Origin of the sequence: Polaromonas sp. (genome assembly GCF_016185115.1) — a bacterium.
GTDB lineage: Bacteria > Pseudomonadota > Gammaproteobacteria > Burkholderiales > Burkholderiaceae_C > Polaromonas.
On record NZ_JACPOF010000020.1, the window covers coordinates 340,719 to 357,642 of the forward strand.

Genomic DNA, 16,924 nt, shown 5'->3' on the forward strand with positions numbered 1-16,924 from the left:
ACTATCAAAACTCTTCAAACTACATGCAAGGATGTTTTCCCGGGGCTGTACCCCGGTCAACATCCGGAAAAAAACTTCAGGCCGGGTCTGTGCTCAGGCGGTGGCCCTTGAACTGCTCGCGCAGCTTTGTCTTCAGCAGCTTGCCGGTGGCGGTGTGGGGCAGGTCTTCGACAAACACCACATCGTCGGGCAGCCACCAGCGCACCACGCGGTCTTTCATGAAGTCCTGCATTTCTGCTGCGGTGATGCTCTCGCCCGGCTTGGGCACGATGATGAGCAGTGGGCGCTCCTGCCATTTGCTGTGCGCCACACCAATCACCGCGGCTTCGCGCACCTTGGGGTGGCCGACAGCCACGTTCTCAAGATCTATGGACGAGATCCATTCGCCGCCGGACTTGATGACGTCCTTGGTGCGGTCTGTGATCTGCACAAAACCATCGGTATCTATCAGCGCCACATCGCCGGTGCTGAACCAGCCTTCTTCATTGGTCGCTGCGCCGGGCTTGTCGCCGTAATATGCCGACACCACCCAGGGGCCGCGCACCTTGATCTCGCCGACCGCCGTGCCGTCGTGCGGCAGGCGCTGGCCTTCAGGACTGAAGATGTCGACTTCAACGCCAAAGATTGCACGGCCCTGCTTGGCCTGGATGTCTATCTGCTTGGCCTTGGGGAGCGATTCGTGCGCCGGCAGCAGGTTGCCTATGGTCGCCAGCGGACTGGTTTCGGTCATGCCCCAGGCATGGATCAGGTAGGCGCCGAAGAGCTCGTCGAACTTTTCAACAATTGCGCGCGGCGCGGCAGAACCGCCGACCACCACACGCTCAAGTTTGATGTCTTTGAGGTTGAGCTTGTCTTTATTCGTTTCGATGTAATTGAAGAAGCCCAGCCACACCGTCGGCACACCCAGCGAAAAGGTGCTGCCTTCCTTGACCATATGGGCATAGAGCTTGTCGCCGCTGACACCCGGGCCCGGCAGCACCAGCTTGGCACCGCACATGGCCGATGCATATGGGATGCCCCAGGCGTTGACGTGGAACATGGGCACAGCCAGCAGCACGCTGTCGCGCGTCGACAGGCCGAGGCCGTCAACGGTGCAGGCCGTCCATGAATGCAGCACGGTGGAGCGGTGGCTATATAGAACACCTTTGGGGTTGCCCGTGGTGCCCGAGGTATAGCAGAGCGATGAGGCGGTGTTTTCGTCCAGCTTTGGCCACTCGAAGTCCGGCGAGGCCTTCTCTATAAGATCTTCATAACAAAGCAGGTTGGGCAGGGCCAGCTTCGGCATCTCGCTGCGCTCGCACAGGGCTACAAAACCCTTGACGGTGGGCAACTGGCCGGCCATCGCGACCAGCTGGTCGGCAAAACCCAGGTCGAAGAACACATATTCATCAGCCGCGTGGTTGATGATGTAGGTGATCTGCTCCGCAAACAGACGTGGGTTGACGGTATGAGAGATGGCGCCCATGCCGGCCACTGCAAAGTACAGCTCAAGGTGGCGGTGGGTGTTCCAGGCCAGCGTGGCGATGCGCTGGCCGGGCTGCACGCCCAGGCCCGTGAGTGCATTGGCCAGCTTTTTGGCGCGGTTGCGCACATTGCCCCAGGTCGAGCGGTAAATGCTGGTGTCGGACACATGCGAGACGATCTCCACCTTGCCGTGGTGCATCGCGGCGTGCTCTATCAACGCTGAAATCAGCAGCGGCTGTTGCTGCATCAAACCCAAAATGGCCATCTTCGTTTCTTCTTTCTGCTCGTCTCCGGCACCGGGAAAGGCAGCAACAAAGCCACATCTCCCGGCAAACAGCACTGTTCGGCTTGGGCGAAATCATGATTCCACTTGCCGACAGGTAAGTAAACCAAAGCATATCAGTTTGGGCTGTTTTGGAACCCTGAAAAATCATGGAAAACGTAGGGAGAAACCCTGAATCGGGTTCACACCGTATGGTTCTCACTCTCGCAGTGCCTACTGCCTTCTTCCGCGCTTCATCTGGGCGAAATCACGGGATAGTACGGTGGCGAAATAGATACACAAAGATTAATATTATCAACATCTGATGTGAAATATGAATCGCTCGATGAGCACCATAACCTCCAGCCTGAGTCGGCCGTCCATATGAAAATCAATTCCCTTCGCGATTTCCTGGCCGTTGCAGAAAGCGGCAGCGTACGAGCCGCTGCCCGTCAGCTGGATGTCCCCCAGCCGTCCATGACTCGCAGCATTCACGATCTTGAAAAGGAACTGGGCGTCGTGCTGTTCGAGCGTCAGGCCAAGGGCGTGGTGCTGACGCCTATGGGTGAAGTCTTTCTTCGCCGCGCAAAAGCGGTGCGCAATGAGTTCCGCCGCGCGCAGGACGAGCTTGACCAGTTGCGCGGTGAAACCAATGGGCACATCCGCATGGGGCTTTCAAGCGTGGCGCACATGGCGCTGCTGCCTGACGCACTGGGGCCTTTCCGGCAGCGCTTTCCTGACGTGACGATTGAAATCATGGACACCGTGCTGCCCCGCGCCGTGAAGGAACTGAAGGACGGCATCATGGACCTCTATATAGGGCCGGTGCATGGCGAGCTGTCGGGCGAGCTGACGGCAGAAAAACTGTTTGACAACCAGCGCATCGTTCTCTGCCGCAAGGACCACCCGCTGGTGGGGGCGAAGTCGCTGAAAGAGCTGGCTGGTGCGGAATGGGTAACGACGGCCATCACACACAAGGGCGAGGACGAGCTGTCGCCGCTGTTTGAACGCCACGGTCTGCCGCCACCCAGGATGGTGATACAGGCGCACTCGACGCTGACCTACCTCTTCACCATCGGCAATTCAGACCTGCTGGCCATGCTGCCGATGCAGTGGGCGCAGGTGGCAGCCTTTCGCCAGACGCTGCAGCACATCAGGGTGGCCGAACCACTGAAAGCGCCGGCCATCTGCATCGTGCAGCGCACCGGCCTGCCGCTGACGCCGGCGGCTGAATACTTCTGTGACATGGTCAGGCGCGCCAGCCTGCATGTCGAGCCACTGGAGAAATAGGGATGCTCAGTCCGCCTCGATGCGCGCGTCTTTCACCACCTTGGCCCAGCGCGCCATATCGGTTTTGACCAGCGCGCTCATCTGCTGCGGTGTATTGGTGCGAACCGACATGCCCAGCTTGCCCAAAGCCGCCTTCACGTCTTCAAGGTTCATCACTTCAATGAAGTCGCGGTTGATGCGCGCTGCAAGCTCAGGCGACATGCGCGCCGGTGCGATCACGGCGTACCAGGCGTCCACGCTGTCCATCACGTCTATGCCCTGTTCCTTGAAGGTCGGGATGGTGGGTGCGGAAGGGTTGCGCGCCTGCCCGGTCACTGCCAGAAGCTTGACCTTGCCGGCCTCAGCCAGCGGGCGCAGGGAATGCACGGTGGCAAACATCATCTGCACCTGACCGCCCATCAGGTCGGTCAGCGCACCCTGAATGCCTTTGTAGGGCACATGCAGCAACTCGAGGTGCTGATTGGACTTGAAAAGCTCCATCGCCAGATGCTGTGGCGTGCCATTGCCGGGCGTGGCGTAATTGGCCTTGCCACCGCTCTTTTTGATGTAGTCAATCAGCGTGGCCATGTCCTTTGCCGGCACACCGGGGTTGACGGCCAGCGCATACCCGGCCTCGGCCAGCTTGACCACTGGCGTGAAGTCATTGATGGCATCGAACTGCATGCTCTTGTAAACCGCAGGCGTCATGGTGAAGGAGTTGATCGCCATCAGCAGGTTGTGGCCATCGGGCGCAGCCGATGCGACCTGGCGCGCGCCAAGGTTGCCACTGGCGCCGGGCTTGTTGTCGACGATCACCGGCTGGCCCCATTTGGCGGACAGCTTGGGGGCCAGAATGCGCGCGATGGTGTCGCTGCCGCTGCTGGGCGTGAAGGGCACAACCAGCGTGACAGTCTTCGATGGAAAAGGCGCAACTGTCTGTGCACCAGCCAGGCCTGTTGCCGCAGCTGCAGCAACACCGACGACCATTAAAAGTGTGTGTATGGGTTTCATGGGTTTGTCTCTCGTTATTGAAATGCTTTGGAAGAATCGTTTACAAGGCCTCGGCCACGGGTTCGCTCACCTTGTTCTCGGCTGCAATCAGGCCATCGAGAATGCGCTGGCAACGCACCGGGCCTGCATCGACTTCAAGCAGCGCCGGTTTGACGCCTGGGTGCCTGCGGATGTTTTCCTGCTGGGCCTTGAGCATGGGGTCGTCCTGCTCTTCAAAGGCAAAGCGGCGCAGCTCGGCAATGCGCAGCTTGAAGGCTTCGTCACCTTCGTTTGCAATTGCTGCAATCGGCCCCTGCCTCGCTGCAGCCGTGTGGTACAGCGTGGTGTCTGCAGTAGAAGGCGTGAGGATATGGCAGCCCAGCTGGCCCGAGAAGGCCGTGCGCTCGGTATCAGGCGCGTAGGTGCCGACGTCGTTAAGCACAGCGCCCGGCGGGTGCCAGGTTATTTTTTGCCACATGTTGACGGGTGCACCATCACGCTTGAATAGCAGGTCGCGCACCAGCGGCGGCGCCACGTTGTACATGTCGCGCTGTACGGTGACAGAGTGCCCGGCCTGCGTCACCTGTATCTCGGCCCAGATGGTTTCAGCATTGCCCAGCACACCGTCGTGCAGGAAGGATGCGTGGCTCAAGTCCATCAGGTTGTCGACGATGTAGCGGTAGTTCGTCTCCATCGTGATGGTGTCGCGGCGGCCCACGTCATAGGGTGAGTCGGCATCGAGGTAGCTGAAGTCGGGTATCAGGCTTTCATCAGGCTCGCCCTGGCCCATCCATATCCACAGCAGCGTGTGTTTGTCGACCAGCGCGTACGTTTTGACACGGCAGTTCTTCGGTATCTTGCCGCTGCCATGCGGGTTCTTCACGCACTCGCCCGAGGCCTCGAACTCCAGCCCGTGATAGCCGCACTGGATGCGCCCGTCGGGCAGCAGTTTGCCCAGGCGCAGCGGCGCAAGCCGGTGCGGACACATGTCGTCCATGGCCACCGCGCGGCCTGCGGCATCCCTGAAAAAAACCAGCGGCTCGTCGAGCAGGGTCAGGGCCGTCAAATCACCGGCCTTGAGCTTTTCGGACCACATGGCGGCATACCAGCAGTTCTTTAAATAGGTCATCTGTCTCTCCATCGTCATCGCCACGGCTCTTCTTTGTGTGCCTGCCTTGCAGGGGTTGACGCTGATGTTAGGCACAGCGGTGCGAGTTCAGAAGATGGCAATAGCGCGGCGCTGATAGCGAATCTGAATCACTTTTGGCAAGGGTTTTTACCCGGGACGCTTTACAAATCCAGCACCAGCAGGGGGCCGGAGGCGCGTGAACAGCAGGGCAAAAACTGGTCATTGGCAGCATGCTCTTCTGGCGTGAGAAACTGGTCACGGTGATCGGGTTTACCCGACAGCACCCGCGTGAGGCAGGTGCCGCAGATGCCCTGCTCGCAGGAGACCCGAATATCCACGCCATGCGCCGCCAGCGCGGCCACCACGCTCTGGCCTGCAGCCACCGGACAGATCAGGCCGCTGCTGGCAAGCTTCACCTCAAAGGCGGTGTCTTTCGCAGCGCCTGCCGCATTGACTGCCGCAGCACCGAAGTATTCGTAATGAAGCAGCGCCTCCGGCCACTGCAAAGCCCTGGCCGCCCCGAGCACGGCCTCCAGAAATCCCCGTGGCCCGCAGACGTAAAGGTGTGTGCCTGCGCGCTGGGAGGCCAGAAGCGCAGGCAGGCTTTGCCGGGTGGTGGCAGGCTCGTCGTCGAAATGAAATGTCACCTGCTGGTGAAAGCGTGACCGCCCAATTCGCCCGTGAAAAGCAGTTTTTTCACGCGAGCGTGCGAAGTAATGCATCTCAAAGCTGCCGCCGCCGTCCGCCAGATGCTCGGCCATGCAGACAATAGGCGTGATGCCGATGCCACCGGCCAGCAGCAGTGCATGCGGGGAATCCGGCGCCAGCGAAAAAAGATTGCGTGGCCTGCTGACGCGCAGGATGTCGCCCGGCTGCACCTGCTCATGCATGGCCTGCGAGCCACCACGCGACTGCGGGTCGCGCAGCACGGCAATCAGGTAGCGCGATCGTTCGGCGGGGTGGTTGCACAGCGAATACTGGCGCACGATGCCGGTGGGGCCATGCACATCGATGTGCGCGCCCGCAGAAAATGCAGGCAGCACACCGCCATGCGGTTCAACCAGCTCGAACGAGTGAATGCCGGGGGCCTCTTCACTCTTTTTGGTCACCCGTACATCGAGGAGTGAATGCGTCACAGCGTGCTTCCGTTTTTGTTGGCTGAACACCTGGTGCGTCATGCCAGGCCGGTTTGGGCGGAATTCTAGGAAGCAGGCCGGCTGATCGGAAGATTAAAAAATCATTAGGGTGATGTCTGAAATGAATCACCTGGCGTTTGCGGTATCCACCAAACCTCGTCGCGCACTTGAGTGCGCTGACCGTCATTCGACCTTTACGCTCTTTGCAAGATTGAGGTGGCGTGTGGTGACCACATCACATCGCGGGGCGATATGCTTGCTCCCCGCAAGCCGGGACCTTGCGGCTACGCCGGTGGCGAGACTGCGTTCCGCCCGAATCCGTCACTCTACGGTGACAGATTTCGCCAGGTTTTCCCGGCTTGTGTAGCCGCATAACTTTGCTGCGCAAAGTGAGCGTCCACCAAACCTCGTCGCGCACTTGCGTGCGCTGACCGTCATTCGACGGTCACTGACTTCGCCAGGTTACGAGGTTTGTCAACATCCGTGCCCTTGGCGAGGGCTGTGTGGTACGCCAGCAATTGCAGTGGCACCACATGCAGCAGCGGGCTGAGCGTGCCGTAGTGCTCGGGCATGCGGATGACGTGTATGCCTTCGCCGCTGGCGAGCCGGCTGTCTGCGTCTGCGAGTACGTAGAGCACACCGCCGCGCGCGCGGACTTCCTGCAGGTTGCTCTTCAGTTTTTCCAGCAGGCTGTCGTTGGGGGCGACGGCGACAACGGGCATGGCGCTGGTGACGAGTGCCAGCGGGCCGTGTTTCAGTTCGCCTGCAGGATAGGCTTCTGCGTGGATGTAGCTGATTTCCTTGAGCTTGAGCGCGCCTTCCATCGCTATCGGGTAGTGCATGCCGCGGCCGAGGAAGAGCGCGTTTTCCATCTTTGCAAAGTCTTCTGACCAGGCAATGACTTGGGGCTCAAGTGCCAGCACGGCGGCGATGGCTGCAGGCAGGTGGCGCATGGCCTTGAGGTGTTCGCCCTCTTCTTCATCGCTGAGTTTGCCCTTGCTTTGTGCGAGTGCCAGCGTCAGCAAAAACAGCCCCGCCAGCTGCGCGGTGAAAGCCTTGGTGGATGCAACGCCGATCTCGACACCGGCGCGGGTGATGTAGGCAAGCTTGCATTCGCGCACCATGGCCGAGGTGGACACATTGCAGATGGTGAGCGTCTGCGTCATGCCCAGTGATTGCGCGTGGCGCAGCGCGGCCAGCGTGTCGGCGGTTTCACCGCTCTGGGTGATGGTGACGACCAGCGTGCGCGGGTTGGGCACGCTGGTGCGGTAGCGGTATTCGCTGGCAACCTCGACCTGCGTCGGAATGCCGGCAATCGATTCGAGCCAGTACTTGGCCGTGCAACCGCTGTAGTAGCTGGTGCCACAGGCCAGGATCAGCACCGAGTCGATGTCCTGGAACACGCGGTAAGCCTGGTCGCCGAACAGCTCGGGGACTATGCCCTCGACGCCTTCCAGCGTGTCGGCAATCGCGCGCGGCTGTTCGAAGATTTCCTTCTGCATGTAATGGCGGTAGGGGCCGAGATCGGCCGCGCCGCTGTGTGCATGCACGGTGCGCACCTGCCGCTGCACGGCCTTGAGGTCGCGGTTGATGACCCAGTACTTGCCCAGTTGCAGGTCGACCAGGTCGCCCTCTTCAAGGTAGACGATCTGGTCGGTCACGCCGGCCAGGGCCATCGCATCGCTGGCCAGAAAGTTTTCCGAATTGCCCGTACCAACGCCAAGAATCAGCGGCGAGCCGGCACGCGCGCCGACCACGCGGTGCGGCTCGTCCTTGCAGAAGGCGGCAATCGCAAACGCGCCGTGCAGTTGCGCCACGGTGGCCTTGAGTGCCTCGAACAGGTCGCCGTCATACAGGCTGTCCATCAGGTGCACGATGACTTCGGTGTCGGTCTGGCTGGTAAAGACATAACCCTTGGCTTGCAGCGCGGCGCGCAGTTCTTCGTGGTTTTCAATGATGCCGTTGTGCACCAATGCGACCTTGCCGGGCTTTTGAGCGACATCGCCGGGCCCGTGGCTGAAGTGCGGGTGGGCGTTATGCACGGCCGGCGCGCCATGGGTGGCCCAGCGGGTGTGGGCGATGCCGGTGCCGCCTTCGACTTTTTCGGCATCGACCTGGGCTTGCAGCTCTGCCACGCGTGAGGTGCTGCGCGCGCGCTTCAGCCCGCCGGCATACACCGCCACGCCGCAAGAGTCATAACCCCGGTACTCCAGGCGCTGAAGACCCTGGACCAGAACGGGGACGATATTTCGTGTCGAAACTGCCGCAACGATGCCACACATAGATGATTGCTCCTGAAAGATGGGCTGATGCTACGGATTTATCATTTTCCAATGTGGACTTTTTTGTCTAAATAATGGAATTTAATTTCAAATAATTCACTTAATTGAATTTAATTCCATTAATATTAAATTTATGGAACAAATAGAACTCGACTCGGCCGACCTGAAGCTGCTGGATGCCCTGCAACGCGATGCGTCGCCCAGCAACCAGGCGCTGGCGGCCCAGCTGAACATGTCGCCGCCCACCTGCCTGCGGCGGGTCAAGCGCCTGCGTGATGCAGGTCTGGTCGAGCGCGACATCGCCATACTCAGCGCTGACCGGCTGGCCCATCTGACGGGCGCAGGGCTGACGGCGATTGTCGAGATCACGCTGGACCGCCAGGGCGCCGAAATGCTGGACGCATTCGAGCAGCGCGTGTCTGCCGACGAGGCGGTGCAGCAGTGCTACCGTGTCTCGCCGGGGCCGGATTTTGTGCTCATGGTGCATGTGCGCGACATGCCGGCCTACCTGGCGCTGGCGCAGCGGCTGTTCACGGGCGATGCGAATGTGCGCAATGTGAAGGCTTTTTTTGCGACCAAACGCGCCAAGTTTGAGCCGCGGGTCTTGCTGGCATAAGCCGCACGGCCTCAGAAAGTCTTATTTTGCCGTATATCTTAAATTTTTAATTTATACGTCAATATTTGGCAAAAAGTTAACTCCTGTATTAACTTTTCGGCTTTGGGATATCCACTGAATCTCCAAAACTGCTCCAGCAGGCCGAAAAAGGTCTGTTTTAAGGCCTCAAATCGGCTGTAGCCCTTTAAATACGAGCGTAAGCAGCTACTGAATTAATAGCAAATTGACGTCAGGAAAGCAGTCAGGATTTCACTTTCACCGGCCGTTGCCAGTTGGTCAGGCTGACCTGCTTGCCGCGCGCCACGCTGAGGGCCGCAGGCGGCGTGCTTTTGGTGATGGTCGAGCCGCCGCCCACCGTACCGCCCGCGCCTATGGTGACGGGCGCGACCAGAACGCAGTTGCTGCCAATATGCACGTCGGCCTCTATCACCGTGCGGTGCTTGTTGGCGCCGTCATAGTTGGCGGTGATGCTGCCCGCGCCGTAATTGACGCGCTCACCCACGGTCGCGTCGCCCAAGTAGGCCAGGTGGTTGGCCTTGGCGCCTTTGGCCAGCGTCGAGTTCTTGACCTCGACAAAGTTGCCAATGTGTACTTCTGCGCCCAGCTCTGCACCCGGGCGCAGGCGCGCAAACGGGCCGACGAGTGCACCTTCGCCGACCTGCACGCCCAGTTTTTCGCCATCAATGTGCGTGAAGGGGTGGATGACGGCACCGGCGGCAATCGTGCAGTTGGCAATCACGCAGTTGGCGCTGATACGAACGCCGTCGCCCAGCGTGACCTTGCCCTCAAACAGGCAGTTCACGTCAATCTCGACATCGGCACCGCAAGTCAATTCACCGCGCACGTCAAAACGTGCCGGGTCGGCCAGGCGCACGCCCTGCTCCATCAGCGCAATCGCCCGGCGCTGCTGGTAGACACGTTCAAGCTCGGCCAGCTGCACGGGGCTGTTGATGCCTGCCACCTGGGCGGCATCCGTGATCTGGTGTGCAACAACCGCCACGCCGTCGGCAACCGCAAACTTCACGATGTCAGTCAGGTAGTACTCGTTCTGCGCGTTCTTGTTGTCGAGCCGGGCCAGCCACTGGCGCAACAGGCGCGTCGGCACGGCCATGATGCCGCTGTAGATTTCGGTGATTTTTCGCTGCTCTTCGCTGGCGTCCTTGTGCTCGACGATGGCGCGCACCTGGCTTGATGCTTGCATTCCGGCGCGCACGATGCGGCCATAACCCGTGGGGTCAGGCATTGCCAGCGTCAGCAGCGCCAGCCGCTGGCCGTCGCATTCATTGACCAGCGCCTGCAGGGTGGACGCCTCGGTCAGGGGCACATCGCCCGAGAGCACCAGCGTCACGCCATCGTCAGCCAGCAGGGGCACCGCCTGCTGCACAGCATGCCCGGTGCCGAGCTGGGGTTCCTGGCGGGCAAACTGCGGGACGAGGTCTGAAGACATCAAGGCACATGCGGCCTCTACTTCCGTGGCACCATGGCCGGTGATAACAACCGCTTTTCTGGCTGACATTTTTTCAGCGCAGCGGATGACGTGGTGAAGCAGCGCGATGCCGCCCAATCGGTGCAATACCTTGGGCAGACCGCTTTTCATGCGTGTGCCCTTGCCTGCAGCCATGATGACCACGTCTATTGGGAGTGCCATGCGTTTTCCTGTGAATATGAGTTTGAGTCGTGCGCCCCGGATTATCGGCCTGCTGGCGCTGGCGGTTTTGCTGAACGCCTGCAGCGCCGTCAAAATCGCCTACAACCAGGCGCCCGAATTGGCCTATTGGTATCTGGATGGGTATGTCGATTTCAACGGCAACCAGATGGTGCAGGTGAAAGACGAACTGGCTCGCCTCCACGCCTGGCACCGCCAGAGCCAGTTGCCGGTCTACGTCAGCGCCCTGCAGAAATACCGGCAGGAGCTGACGAACAACACCAGCAGCGAGCGTGTGTGTACGGTGTACGCCGAGGTGCGGCGCACACTGATGGCCGTACCGGAACGCGCCGAGCCCGCCATCGCCTTGCTGGCCGCCACCGTGGACACCCAGCAGATCTCGCATCTTGAAAAACGGTTTGAAAAAGGCAACGCTGATTACAGGGACGACTACATCGAATCTGGCAGCAAGGCCAGCCGCAAGAAACGCTACAAACAGGCCGTTGACAGGGCGGAGATGCTTTATGGCCGCCTCGACGACGCGCAACTCGCACTGATCGGCAAAAACATCGACCAGTCGCACTTTGATGCGAGGATTTTTTATGCGGAAAGAATTCGCCGCCAGCGCGACGCGGTGCACAACCTGCAGGCCCTTGTCGCCGCCAGACTCAATGGCAGCCAGAATGCAGAAAAAACAAGAGCAGCTGTGCGTGGCGTGATGGATCGGTCCTTCAATTCACCGGATGCCGCTTACCGCGACTACCAGCAAAAATTTACGCAGGATGGTTGCCGCAGCATCGCCGAGCTTCACAACACCACCACGGCAGAGCAGCGCGCCCATGCCGCGAAGACGCTCGCCAAATATGAGCAGGACATGATGGCGCTGATGAAAGGCTAGTACCGCAACCTGGAAATTCTCGGGTCACGGTGTCACGAGGTGTCAGGCCTGGAACCTGCCCGCACAGGAGGGCTGTTTACTGCCCGGCGCCACGCAACTGGTGTCGCTCACGATCCCGGTTACTTTCGCCAAGCTGACCGGGTCTGGCGCCGCTGCCTTGCTGGCGCGGCTGGAATTCACCCGAACCACTGCTCTGCTGTTGCTGCCTGTCAATCACCCTGTGCGGCTGCTGCTGGAGGCGGTGGCGCACTGCCGGAATGCTGTTCATGGTTGTCTCCTTCACCGTCATCGGCCGGCTGAAACCAAACAGCCAGCCTGAAACTGGAAAGAAAGCTTAGGAGCGCCCTTTATCGGCGTGCGTCAGACAAATTCCTGCCACCCTATAGGCTGCCGCTTACAGCAGCGGCACCTTGCGCAGCGGCCTGTCGTAATAGTCCGCAATGCGCTCCAGCGCCCTGGTGTTGTGCAGGCGCAGCTGGCCGTCGCGGATTTCATGCAGGCCCAGCTTGTGCAGGCGCCGCAAGGTCTTGTTGGTGTGGACCAGCGACAGGCCCAGCGCGTCGGCGATGTGCTGCTGGTTGATGGGAAACTCAATCGACGCGCCCTCTGCGTCAGCACCACGCTCCAGCCCGAGCCGCTGGACGCGGCGGTATAGGTGCATGAGCAGCATGGCAATGCTTTCGGCGGCCGTACGCCGCCCGGCCGAGAGCAGGGCATCGTCAACCATGCCTTCCTCGCGCGAGGCAAGCCACGTCACATCAAAACCGAGCGAGGGGTAATCCCTGAAGAGTTCAAGCAGGCCATCGCGGGGGAAAACGCACAGCGTGATGCCGGTGATCGCCTCAATGCCATGCATGGCGCCATCTGCAAACTCCTGCTGCAGGCCAATGAAATCACCCGGCAGGAGGAAGTTGAGGATCTGCCGGCGTCCATCGCTCAAGGTCTTGTAGCGAAAGGCCCAGCCCGAATAAAGCGTGAACAGCTTGCCGTTCGGGCTTCCTTCATGAATCACGGTTGCGCCTGCATCGACCTGTGAGAAGCCCGAGCGGAAGGCCTCGATGTACTTCAACTGGTCCGGCGTCACGGGCGTGAACGCGTCGAGCTTTCGCAGGCCGCAACTGACGCAAGCTGGGGGGCAATGTTTAAGAGCCTGGTCCGACATCGTTAGAAAACTGCTTGTTGTTATCAAGGGAATCTTATTCGCAAATGACTATGTCCTTTGACATTGTTAACCCGATAGCGACTGGCTATATTCCAGCGCAATGACAATAACAACACCGCTGCACGAGGTCCTCTACGTCAGCACCCTGAAACCCGGGGAACCCATCAGCATCGTCGCCGATATCGCCGCCAGGGCGCGTGTTTTCAACGAGTCGCACAACATCACCGGCCTGCTGATCTTTGACGGCATGCGCTTTTGCCAGCAACTCGAAGGCGAGCGCAAGCCGGTCATGGCGCTGCTTGAGCGCATATGCCGGGACACGCGCCACGTCAATGTCGAGGTTCTTCACCATGCACCACTTGGGCAGCGACGCTTCAGGCGCTTCAGCCTGGGCTACACCACGGTGGATGACATCGATGTGCTTGAGAAACTGGAACAACTTGACGGTCAGGCCGCCATGGATTTGTTTGTATCGCTGCTGTCGACGCTGGACCTGGACGCCTGACGACTCATCACGGGAACAGGCGTTCAGCCATACCGGGAAGGATGCGCCAAACAAGGCATCATTGCGCGATGGCGACATCAAAAAAAGACGACTTCGCAATTTATTGCTGCGACCTGCTGTCAGGCGTTGGCCCCTGCAGCTTCAGGCGCATGTTTGGCGGCTATGGCATCAGCACCGACGGCCTGACCTTTGCGCTGGTGGCCGACCTGGGTGGTGGTGAAAAGCTCTGGCTCAAAGCCGATGCAGAAACCTCGCCGCGCTTTGAGGCCGAGGGTTGCGAGCGCTTCCGTTATGCAACGACGAGAGGCGGCATGTCATCCACGCACAGCCTCAATTACTACAGCGCGCCCGAAGAAACGATGGAATCACCCGCACTCATGCTGCCCTGGGCAAGGCTGTCGCTTGAAAGTGCGGTGAAGGCCAGGCCTGCGCCAAAGAAACCAAAGCCCGTCGCGGCGAAAAAGAAACCGCCCAGGCCTGGCAAAAAGCTCAGGCCCTGACGCCGCCCAACAAGCCGCCAGCCAGACTCCGCAGCAGCCTGCGGGCCGCGCCCGCCACAAAGCCCATCGCACGCAACAGGTCGCCGAACAATTGCGCAGCGCCACCGGGCTGTGCTTCTGGCTCCCAGCTGAAATAAGCCGCAGACGCCTGGCCCACCGCGAATGACTCCATGACCACGGCACTGCCCGCAGGCAAGGCCAGGCTTTCGCCGGCTTCAAGGAAATAGTCCCCTGCCCTGACCTTGGGGTCCAGGTAAGCGTCGGCAAAGGTGACCCACACACGGCCATGCGCCACACGCAACTCGCCGGTCTGGCTGGCAAGCATGGTCAGCGCGCATCCGTGGCTGAGCTTCCAGCATCCCGCCAGGCCCATGACCTGACCGGTACCGGCGTCAGCGGCATGCTGGAGGTAGTGAACGGCAGAGGAGACGGTGTGTGCGTGGCTCATGGTGTGCTTTCTGGAAAAGGCCTGAATTCTTTGGCAGGCATTGAATGATCAAGCCGCCGGCCTTCACAGTCCAATGAAATCGGGTTACGCTATTCATTCCATAAACGCATCAATCACGGCCAGCCCGCCAGATACCCGCCATGCTGCATTCCCAGACCCACCTGCGCTCCCGGCCGATCTCGGCGGGGCAATTGCGCGCTTTCGAGGCCGTTGCCCGGCACCTGAACTTTCGCGCCGCCTCTGAAGAACTGGCCCTGACCCAGTCCGCCGTCAGCCGGCAAATCCAGGCGATTGAAGAAGAGGTCGGTGTCAGCCTGTTCCACCGCCACACGCGTGCGGTTGAGCTCACCAGCGCTGGCGGCGTGCTGCTGCGGGCTGTGTCGCCCTCACTGGACCGCATAGATGGTGCGGTGCGCCAGATTCGCCAGAGCGCAGGCCGCAAGAATGTGGCGCTGACCACCTTTGCCTCCTTTGCATCGATGTGGCTGATACCGAGGCTGGAGATGTTCCAGCGCGACAACCCGGACATCGACATCCGCATTGATGCTTCTGACGTGGCGGTGGACCTGGATATTTCAGACATCGACCTGGCCCTGCGGTACGCGCCCGCCAGCAATGTGCCCCCAACCGCAGTGCGCATGTTCGGCGAACAGATCACCGCCGTCATCAGCCCCTGGCTGCTCAAGAGCGGCCCCAAACTGAAAAAACCCGACGACCTGGCGCACTTCACCCTCATTGAGGCCGGCGATTCGCACTACACCCACCAGGAATGGCTGACCTGGCGCCGCTGGCTGGATGCCCACGCATCACCCAAGCTCGAAGCGAAGCGCTGGCTCTACTTCAACTACGCCTACCAGATGGTGCAGGCGGCCCTCACAGGCCAGGGCGTGGTGCTGGCCCGCCTGCCGCTGATTGCCGAAAGCCTGGCCTCAGGCGACCTGGTCGAGCCTTTGCCCCACATGCGTCTGGAATCGCCCATGGCCTACTGGCTGGTACCCGGCCCCCGCGCCCTGGCCCGGCCCGAGGTAGCGGCTTTCTGCGAATGGCTGAAGGGACAGTCGGCGTTGACGCGTGAGGCGATTGGGGATGTGCCGGATCCCGATACTGTGGATCACTTTGATTGAGCGGCCTGTCACGTACGCCGCAAGACCGCCAGCCTAGGCCAGGCGGTGTTCGAACTCGCCTATTTTTTCAATCCACAGTTTCACGGTCTGCCCGGGTTTGAGGAATATCTTCCGGGGGGTACCTACCCCGGCAGGCGTGCCGGTCAGTATCATGTCTCCGGGATGCAGGGTGACCCTTGAAGAGATGCCGGCAATCTGCTCCGCCACATCAAAAATCAGCTGGTCGCTGTTCGAGTTCTGCATCAGTTCACCATCGACCCAGAGCTTCAGGCCCAGCTTGTGCGGGTTGCCCACGTCCTTTGCCGGCGCTATCCACGGGCCGGTGGGACATGAGCCGTCGAACGACTTGTGCGCCACCCAGTCGAAACGGAAAGGGCTTTCGGGTGGGTTCTTGTGCCTGAGCATCGCGTCGCGGGCAGAGAGGTCATTGGCAATGGTGTAACCGGCGACGTAGTCCAGCGCGTCTGCTACCGGCACGTTGGTGGCCGTGCGGCCGATGATGGCGACCAGTTCGATTTCCCAGTCGACGGTTTTTGAGAATGCCGGCAGCGGGATGACCGCTCCCGGGCCGCGTATCGTGCTGCGCGGGCTCTTGATGAAATGCCAGGGCGTTTCACCCAGGTCTTTCATGGTCGGGCCTTCCGGCATGTTCTGCGCGCGTTCCATCTCACGCACGTGGTCGAGATAGTTTGCGCCGGCGCAATAAATGGCGCCGGGGTACATGACCGGTGCCAGGAGGTTCACGCCCGCCAGCGCCACCCCGGCCTGTCTTGGCCTGCCCGCTGCAATCGCGGTGACCGCGGCCTGCAGCAACGGTTCTGCGCGCGGCCAGTCGTTCAGGATACCGAGTGTGGAAGCAAAGCCCGCTTCACCGGTTTCCTTTTCCACGTCATAAACCTGGCCATTCACCAGCAGACCCGCGCGGCCCTGTTCGCCGGTGCCGGCATTCAAAAGCATGTAGCCCATCTTCAGAGTCCTTTTCCGGATGTTCAGGTGTTTGCAGGGGAAGACATTTCGGAGTCTTCATACCGGTCGCCGAAATCGAACATGTCGTCGTTCTGGATGCCGTCGTAATACTGGAACTCCCACCAGTTATGGTCACGGTCCTCGAGATAGAACGAATACACGCCATGCTGCTTGACCTTCTCGCGCACCTCGCGAATCCCGTATTTGTCTTTCAGGTCGTTGGCGGCCTGCCAGATACGGTCGACTTCCTCAATGCTACCGACGTCAATACCCCAGTGGTTGTCGACGTTGCAGGGGTGCACCAGGTCACCCACTTCCAGGCACACGATGTGAAAACGCATGCCGCATCGGATCGCCATTGAGGGCTTGGCGTGGCGTACGCATTGAAAGCCGAGGAACTCCTCGTAGAACTTTCGTGATTCCCTCAGGCTGTAGACCTCAAGCGTGCCGTGCGAGAGGTATTCGGATCTCACGACCGAATTCTGGTTGTCGTATGGCGCAAGTGCATCCTGGATTCTCATGGTGACC

The 16,924-nt window shown here is 60.4% G+C and carries 17 protein-coding genes; 6 read left to right on the forward strand and 11 right to left on the reverse strand.

Annotated features, from left to right (window positions below):
* Nucleotides 1–76 precede the first annotated feature (76 nt).
* Nucleotides 77–1,729 (reverse strand): long-chain-fatty-acid--CoA ligase, encoded by a 1,653-nt coding sequence (locus HYX42_RS14600; RefSeq protein ID WP_293404238.1) that lies wholly within the window; start codon nucleotides 1,727–1,729, stop codon nucleotides 77–79.
* A gap of 381 nt (nucleotides 1,730–2,110) precedes the next feature.
* Between HYX42_RS14600 and HYX42_RS14605 the strand changes: the two genes are divergently transcribed.
* Nucleotides 2,111–3,016 (forward strand): LysR substrate-binding domain-containing protein, encoded by a 906-nt coding sequence (locus HYX42_RS14605; RefSeq protein ID WP_293404239.1) that lies wholly within the window; start codon nucleotides 2,111–2,113, stop codon nucleotides 3,014–3,016.
* Nucleotides 3,017–3,022: 6 nt separating this feature from the next.
* Here the strand turns inward: HYX42_RS14605 and HYX42_RS14610 are convergent, their stop codons facing one another.
* From HYX42_RS14610 to glmS, 4 genes are all read right to left on the reverse strand, one after another.
* Nucleotides 3,023–4,006, reverse strand: a complete 984-nt coding sequence (locus tag HYX42_RS14610; protein WP_293404240.1) for a tripartite tricarboxylate transporter substrate binding protein — start codon at nucleotides 4,004–4,006, stop codon at nucleotides 3,023–3,025.
* Between the two features lie 40 nt (nucleotides 4,007–4,046).
* On the reverse strand, nucleotides 4,047–5,114 hold the full coding sequence (locus tag HYX42_RS14615; RefSeq protein ID WP_293404242.1) for a Rieske 2Fe-2S domain-containing protein: 1,068 nt from the start codon (nucleotides 5,112–5,114) through the stop codon (nucleotides 4,047–4,049).
* Nucleotides 5,115–5,275: 161 nt separating this feature from the next.
* The gene (locus tag HYX42_RS14620; protein WP_293404244.1) at nucleotides 5,276–6,250 is read right to left on the reverse strand and encodes a PDR/VanB family oxidoreductase; all 975 of its coding nucleotides are present in this window, start codon (nucleotides 6,248–6,250) and stop codon (nucleotides 5,276–5,278) included.
* Between the two features lie 434 nt (nucleotides 6,251–6,684).
* Entirely contained in the window at nucleotides 6,685–8,532 is a 1,848-nt protein-coding gene (gene glmS / locus HYX42_RS14625) for a glutamine--fructose-6-phosphate transaminase (isomerizing) (protein WP_293404246.1), read from the reverse strand.
* A 133-nt stretch (nucleotides 8,533–8,665) separates the two neighbouring features.
* On the opposite strand from glmS, the gene HYX42_RS14630 reads away from it, so the two are divergent.
* Nucleotides 8,666–9,148, forward strand: coding sequence for an Lrp/AsnC family transcriptional regulator (locus tag HYX42_RS14630; RefSeq protein ID WP_293404248.1), 483 nt, complete (start codon nucleotides 8,666–8,668; stop codon nucleotides 9,146–9,148).
* A 241-nt stretch (nucleotides 9,149–9,389) separates the two neighbouring features.
* On the opposite strand, the gene glmU is transcribed toward HYX42_RS14630, so the two are convergent.
* Nucleotides 9,390–10,796 carry a bifunctional UDP-N-acetylglucosamine diphosphorylase/glucosamine-1-phosphate N-acetyltransferase GlmU gene (glmU, locus tag HYX42_RS14635; protein ID WP_293404250.1) on the reverse strand — a complete coding sequence of 469 codons (1,407 nt, stop codon included), beginning with the start codon at nucleotides 10,794–10,796 and terminating at the stop codon, nucleotides 9,390–9,392.
* Here glmU and HYX42_RS14640 point away from each other — a divergent pair.
* Nucleotides 10,795–11,691 carry a DUF6279 family lipoprotein gene (locus HYX42_RS14640; protein WP_293404252.1) on the forward strand — a complete coding sequence of 299 codons (897 nt, stop codon included), beginning with the start codon at nucleotides 10,795–10,797 and terminating at the stop codon, nucleotides 11,689–11,691. The genes glmU and HYX42_RS14640 overlap by 2 nt on opposite strands.
* A gap of 76 nt (nucleotides 11,692–11,767) precedes the next feature.
* Here the strand turns inward: HYX42_RS14640 and HYX42_RS14645 are convergent, their stop codons facing one another.
* Nucleotides 11,768–11,959 (reverse strand): hypothetical protein, encoded by a 192-nt coding sequence (locus tag HYX42_RS14645; protein WP_293404254.1) that lies wholly within the window; start codon nucleotides 11,957–11,959, stop codon nucleotides 11,768–11,770.
* Nucleotides 11,960–12,085: 126 nt separating this feature from the next.
* Nucleotides 12,086–12,853: a Crp/Fnr family transcriptional regulator gene (locus HYX42_RS14650; RefSeq protein WP_293404256.1), complete on the reverse strand. Its 768-nt coding sequence runs from the start codon at nucleotides 12,851–12,853 to the stop codon at nucleotides 12,086–12,088.
* Between the two features lie 100 nt (nucleotides 12,854–12,953).
* Between HYX42_RS14650 and HYX42_RS14655 the strand changes: the two genes are divergently transcribed.
* Together HYX42_RS14655 and HYX42_RS14660 are read left to right on the forward strand one after the other, a co-directional pair.
* Nucleotides 12,954–13,358, forward strand: a complete 405-nt coding sequence (locus HYX42_RS14655) for a BLUF domain-containing protein (protein ID WP_293404258.1) — start codon at nucleotides 12,954–12,956, stop codon at nucleotides 13,356–13,358.
* 68 nt (nucleotides 13,359–13,426) lie between these two features.
* Nucleotides 13,427–13,858, forward strand: coding sequence for a TfoX/Sxy family protein (locus tag HYX42_RS14660; RefSeq protein ID WP_293404260.1), 432 nt, complete (start codon nucleotides 13,427–13,429; stop codon nucleotides 13,856–13,858).
* On the opposite strand, the gene HYX42_RS14665 is transcribed toward HYX42_RS14660, so the two are convergent.
* A complete protein-coding gene (locus tag HYX42_RS14665) occupies nucleotides 13,848–14,306 on the reverse strand; it encodes a DUF2917 domain-containing protein (protein WP_293404262.1) in 459 nt (152 codons plus the stop codon). The genes HYX42_RS14660 and HYX42_RS14665 overlap by 11 nt on opposite strands.
* Before the next feature lie 140 nt (nucleotides 14,307–14,446).
* On the opposite strand from HYX42_RS14665, the gene HYX42_RS14670 reads away from it, so the two are divergent.
* Nucleotides 14,447–15,430, forward strand: coding sequence for a LysR substrate-binding domain-containing protein (locus HYX42_RS14670; RefSeq protein ID WP_293404264.1), 984 nt, complete (start codon nucleotides 14,447–14,449; stop codon nucleotides 15,428–15,430).
* Nucleotides 15,431–15,463: 33 nt separating this feature from the next.
* On the opposite strand, the gene HYX42_RS14675 is transcribed toward HYX42_RS14670, so the two are convergent.
* Both HYX42_RS14675 and HYX42_RS14680 read right to left on the reverse strand, forming a co-directional pair.
* Nucleotides 15,464–16,396 (reverse strand): fumarylacetoacetate hydrolase family protein, encoded by a 933-nt coding sequence (locus HYX42_RS14675; protein ID WP_293404266.1) that lies wholly within the window; start codon nucleotides 16,394–16,396, stop codon nucleotides 15,464–15,466.
* Nucleotides 16,397–16,419: 23 nt separating this feature from the next.
* Nucleotides 16,420–16,917, reverse strand: coding sequence for a VOC family protein (locus HYX42_RS14680; RefSeq protein ID WP_293404268.1), 498 nt, complete (start codon nucleotides 16,915–16,917; stop codon nucleotides 16,420–16,422).
* Nucleotides 16,918–16,924: the final 7 nt, after the last annotated feature.

Coding starts and splice junctions, on each gene's coding strand:
- HYX42_RS14610 (WP_293404240.1), bottom strand. CDS start 4,006: ATGAAACCCATACACACACTTTTAATGGTCGTCGGTGTTGCTGCAGCT.
- glmU (WP_293404250.1), bottom strand. CDS start 10,796: ATGGCACTCCCAATAGACGTGGTCATCATGGCTGCAGGCAAGGGCACA.
- HYX42_RS14600 (WP_293404238.1), bottom strand. CDS start 1,729: ATGGCCATTTTGGGTTTGATGCAGCAACAGCCGCTGCTGATTTCAGCG.
- HYX42_RS14630 (WP_293404248.1), top strand. CDS start 8,666: ATGGAACAAATAGAACTCGACTCGGCCGACCTGAAGCTGCTGGATGCC.
- HYX42_RS14650 (WP_293404256.1), bottom strand. CDS start 12,853: ATGTCGGACCAGGCTCTTAAACATTGCCCCCCAGCTTGCGTCAGTTGC.
- HYX42_RS14660 (WP_293404260.1), top strand. CDS start 13,427: ATGGCGACATCAAAAAAAGACGACTTCGCAATTTATTGCTGCGACCTG.
- HYX42_RS14605 (WP_293404239.1), top strand. CDS start 2,111: ATGAAAATCAATTCCCTTCGCGATTTCCTGGCCGTTGCAGAAAGCGGC.
- HYX42_RS14640 (WP_293404252.1), top strand. CDS start 10,795: ATGCGTTTTCCTGTGAATATGAGTTTGAGTCGTGCGCCCCGGATTATC.
- HYX42_RS14675 (WP_293404266.1), bottom strand. CDS start 16,396: ATGGGCTACATGCTTTTGAATGCCGGCACCGGCGAACAGGGCCGCGCG.
- HYX42_RS14655 (WP_293404258.1), top strand. CDS start 12,954: ATGACAATAACAACACCGCTGCACGAGGTCCTCTACGTCAGCACCCTG.
- HYX42_RS14665 (WP_293404262.1), bottom strand. CDS start 14,306: ATGAGCCACGCACACACCGTCTCCTCTGCCGTTCACTACCTCCAGCAT.
- HYX42_RS14680 (WP_293404268.1), bottom strand. CDS start 16,917: ATGAGAATCCAGGATGCACTTGCGCCATACGACAACCAGAATTCGGTC.
- HYX42_RS14615 (WP_293404242.1), bottom strand. CDS start 5,114: ATGACCTATTTAAAGAACTGCTGGTATGCCGCCATGTGGTCCGAAAAG.
- glmS (WP_293404246.1), bottom strand. CDS start 8,532: ATGTGTGGCATCGTTGCGGCAGTTTCGACACGAAATATCGTCCCCGTT.
- HYX42_RS14645 (WP_293404254.1), bottom strand. CDS start 11,959: ATGAACAGCATTCCGGCAGTGCGCCACCGCCTCCAGCAGCAGCCGCAC.
- HYX42_RS14670 (WP_293404264.1), top strand. CDS start 14,447: ATGCTGCATTCCCAGACCCACCTGCGCTCCCGGCCGATCTCGGCGGGG.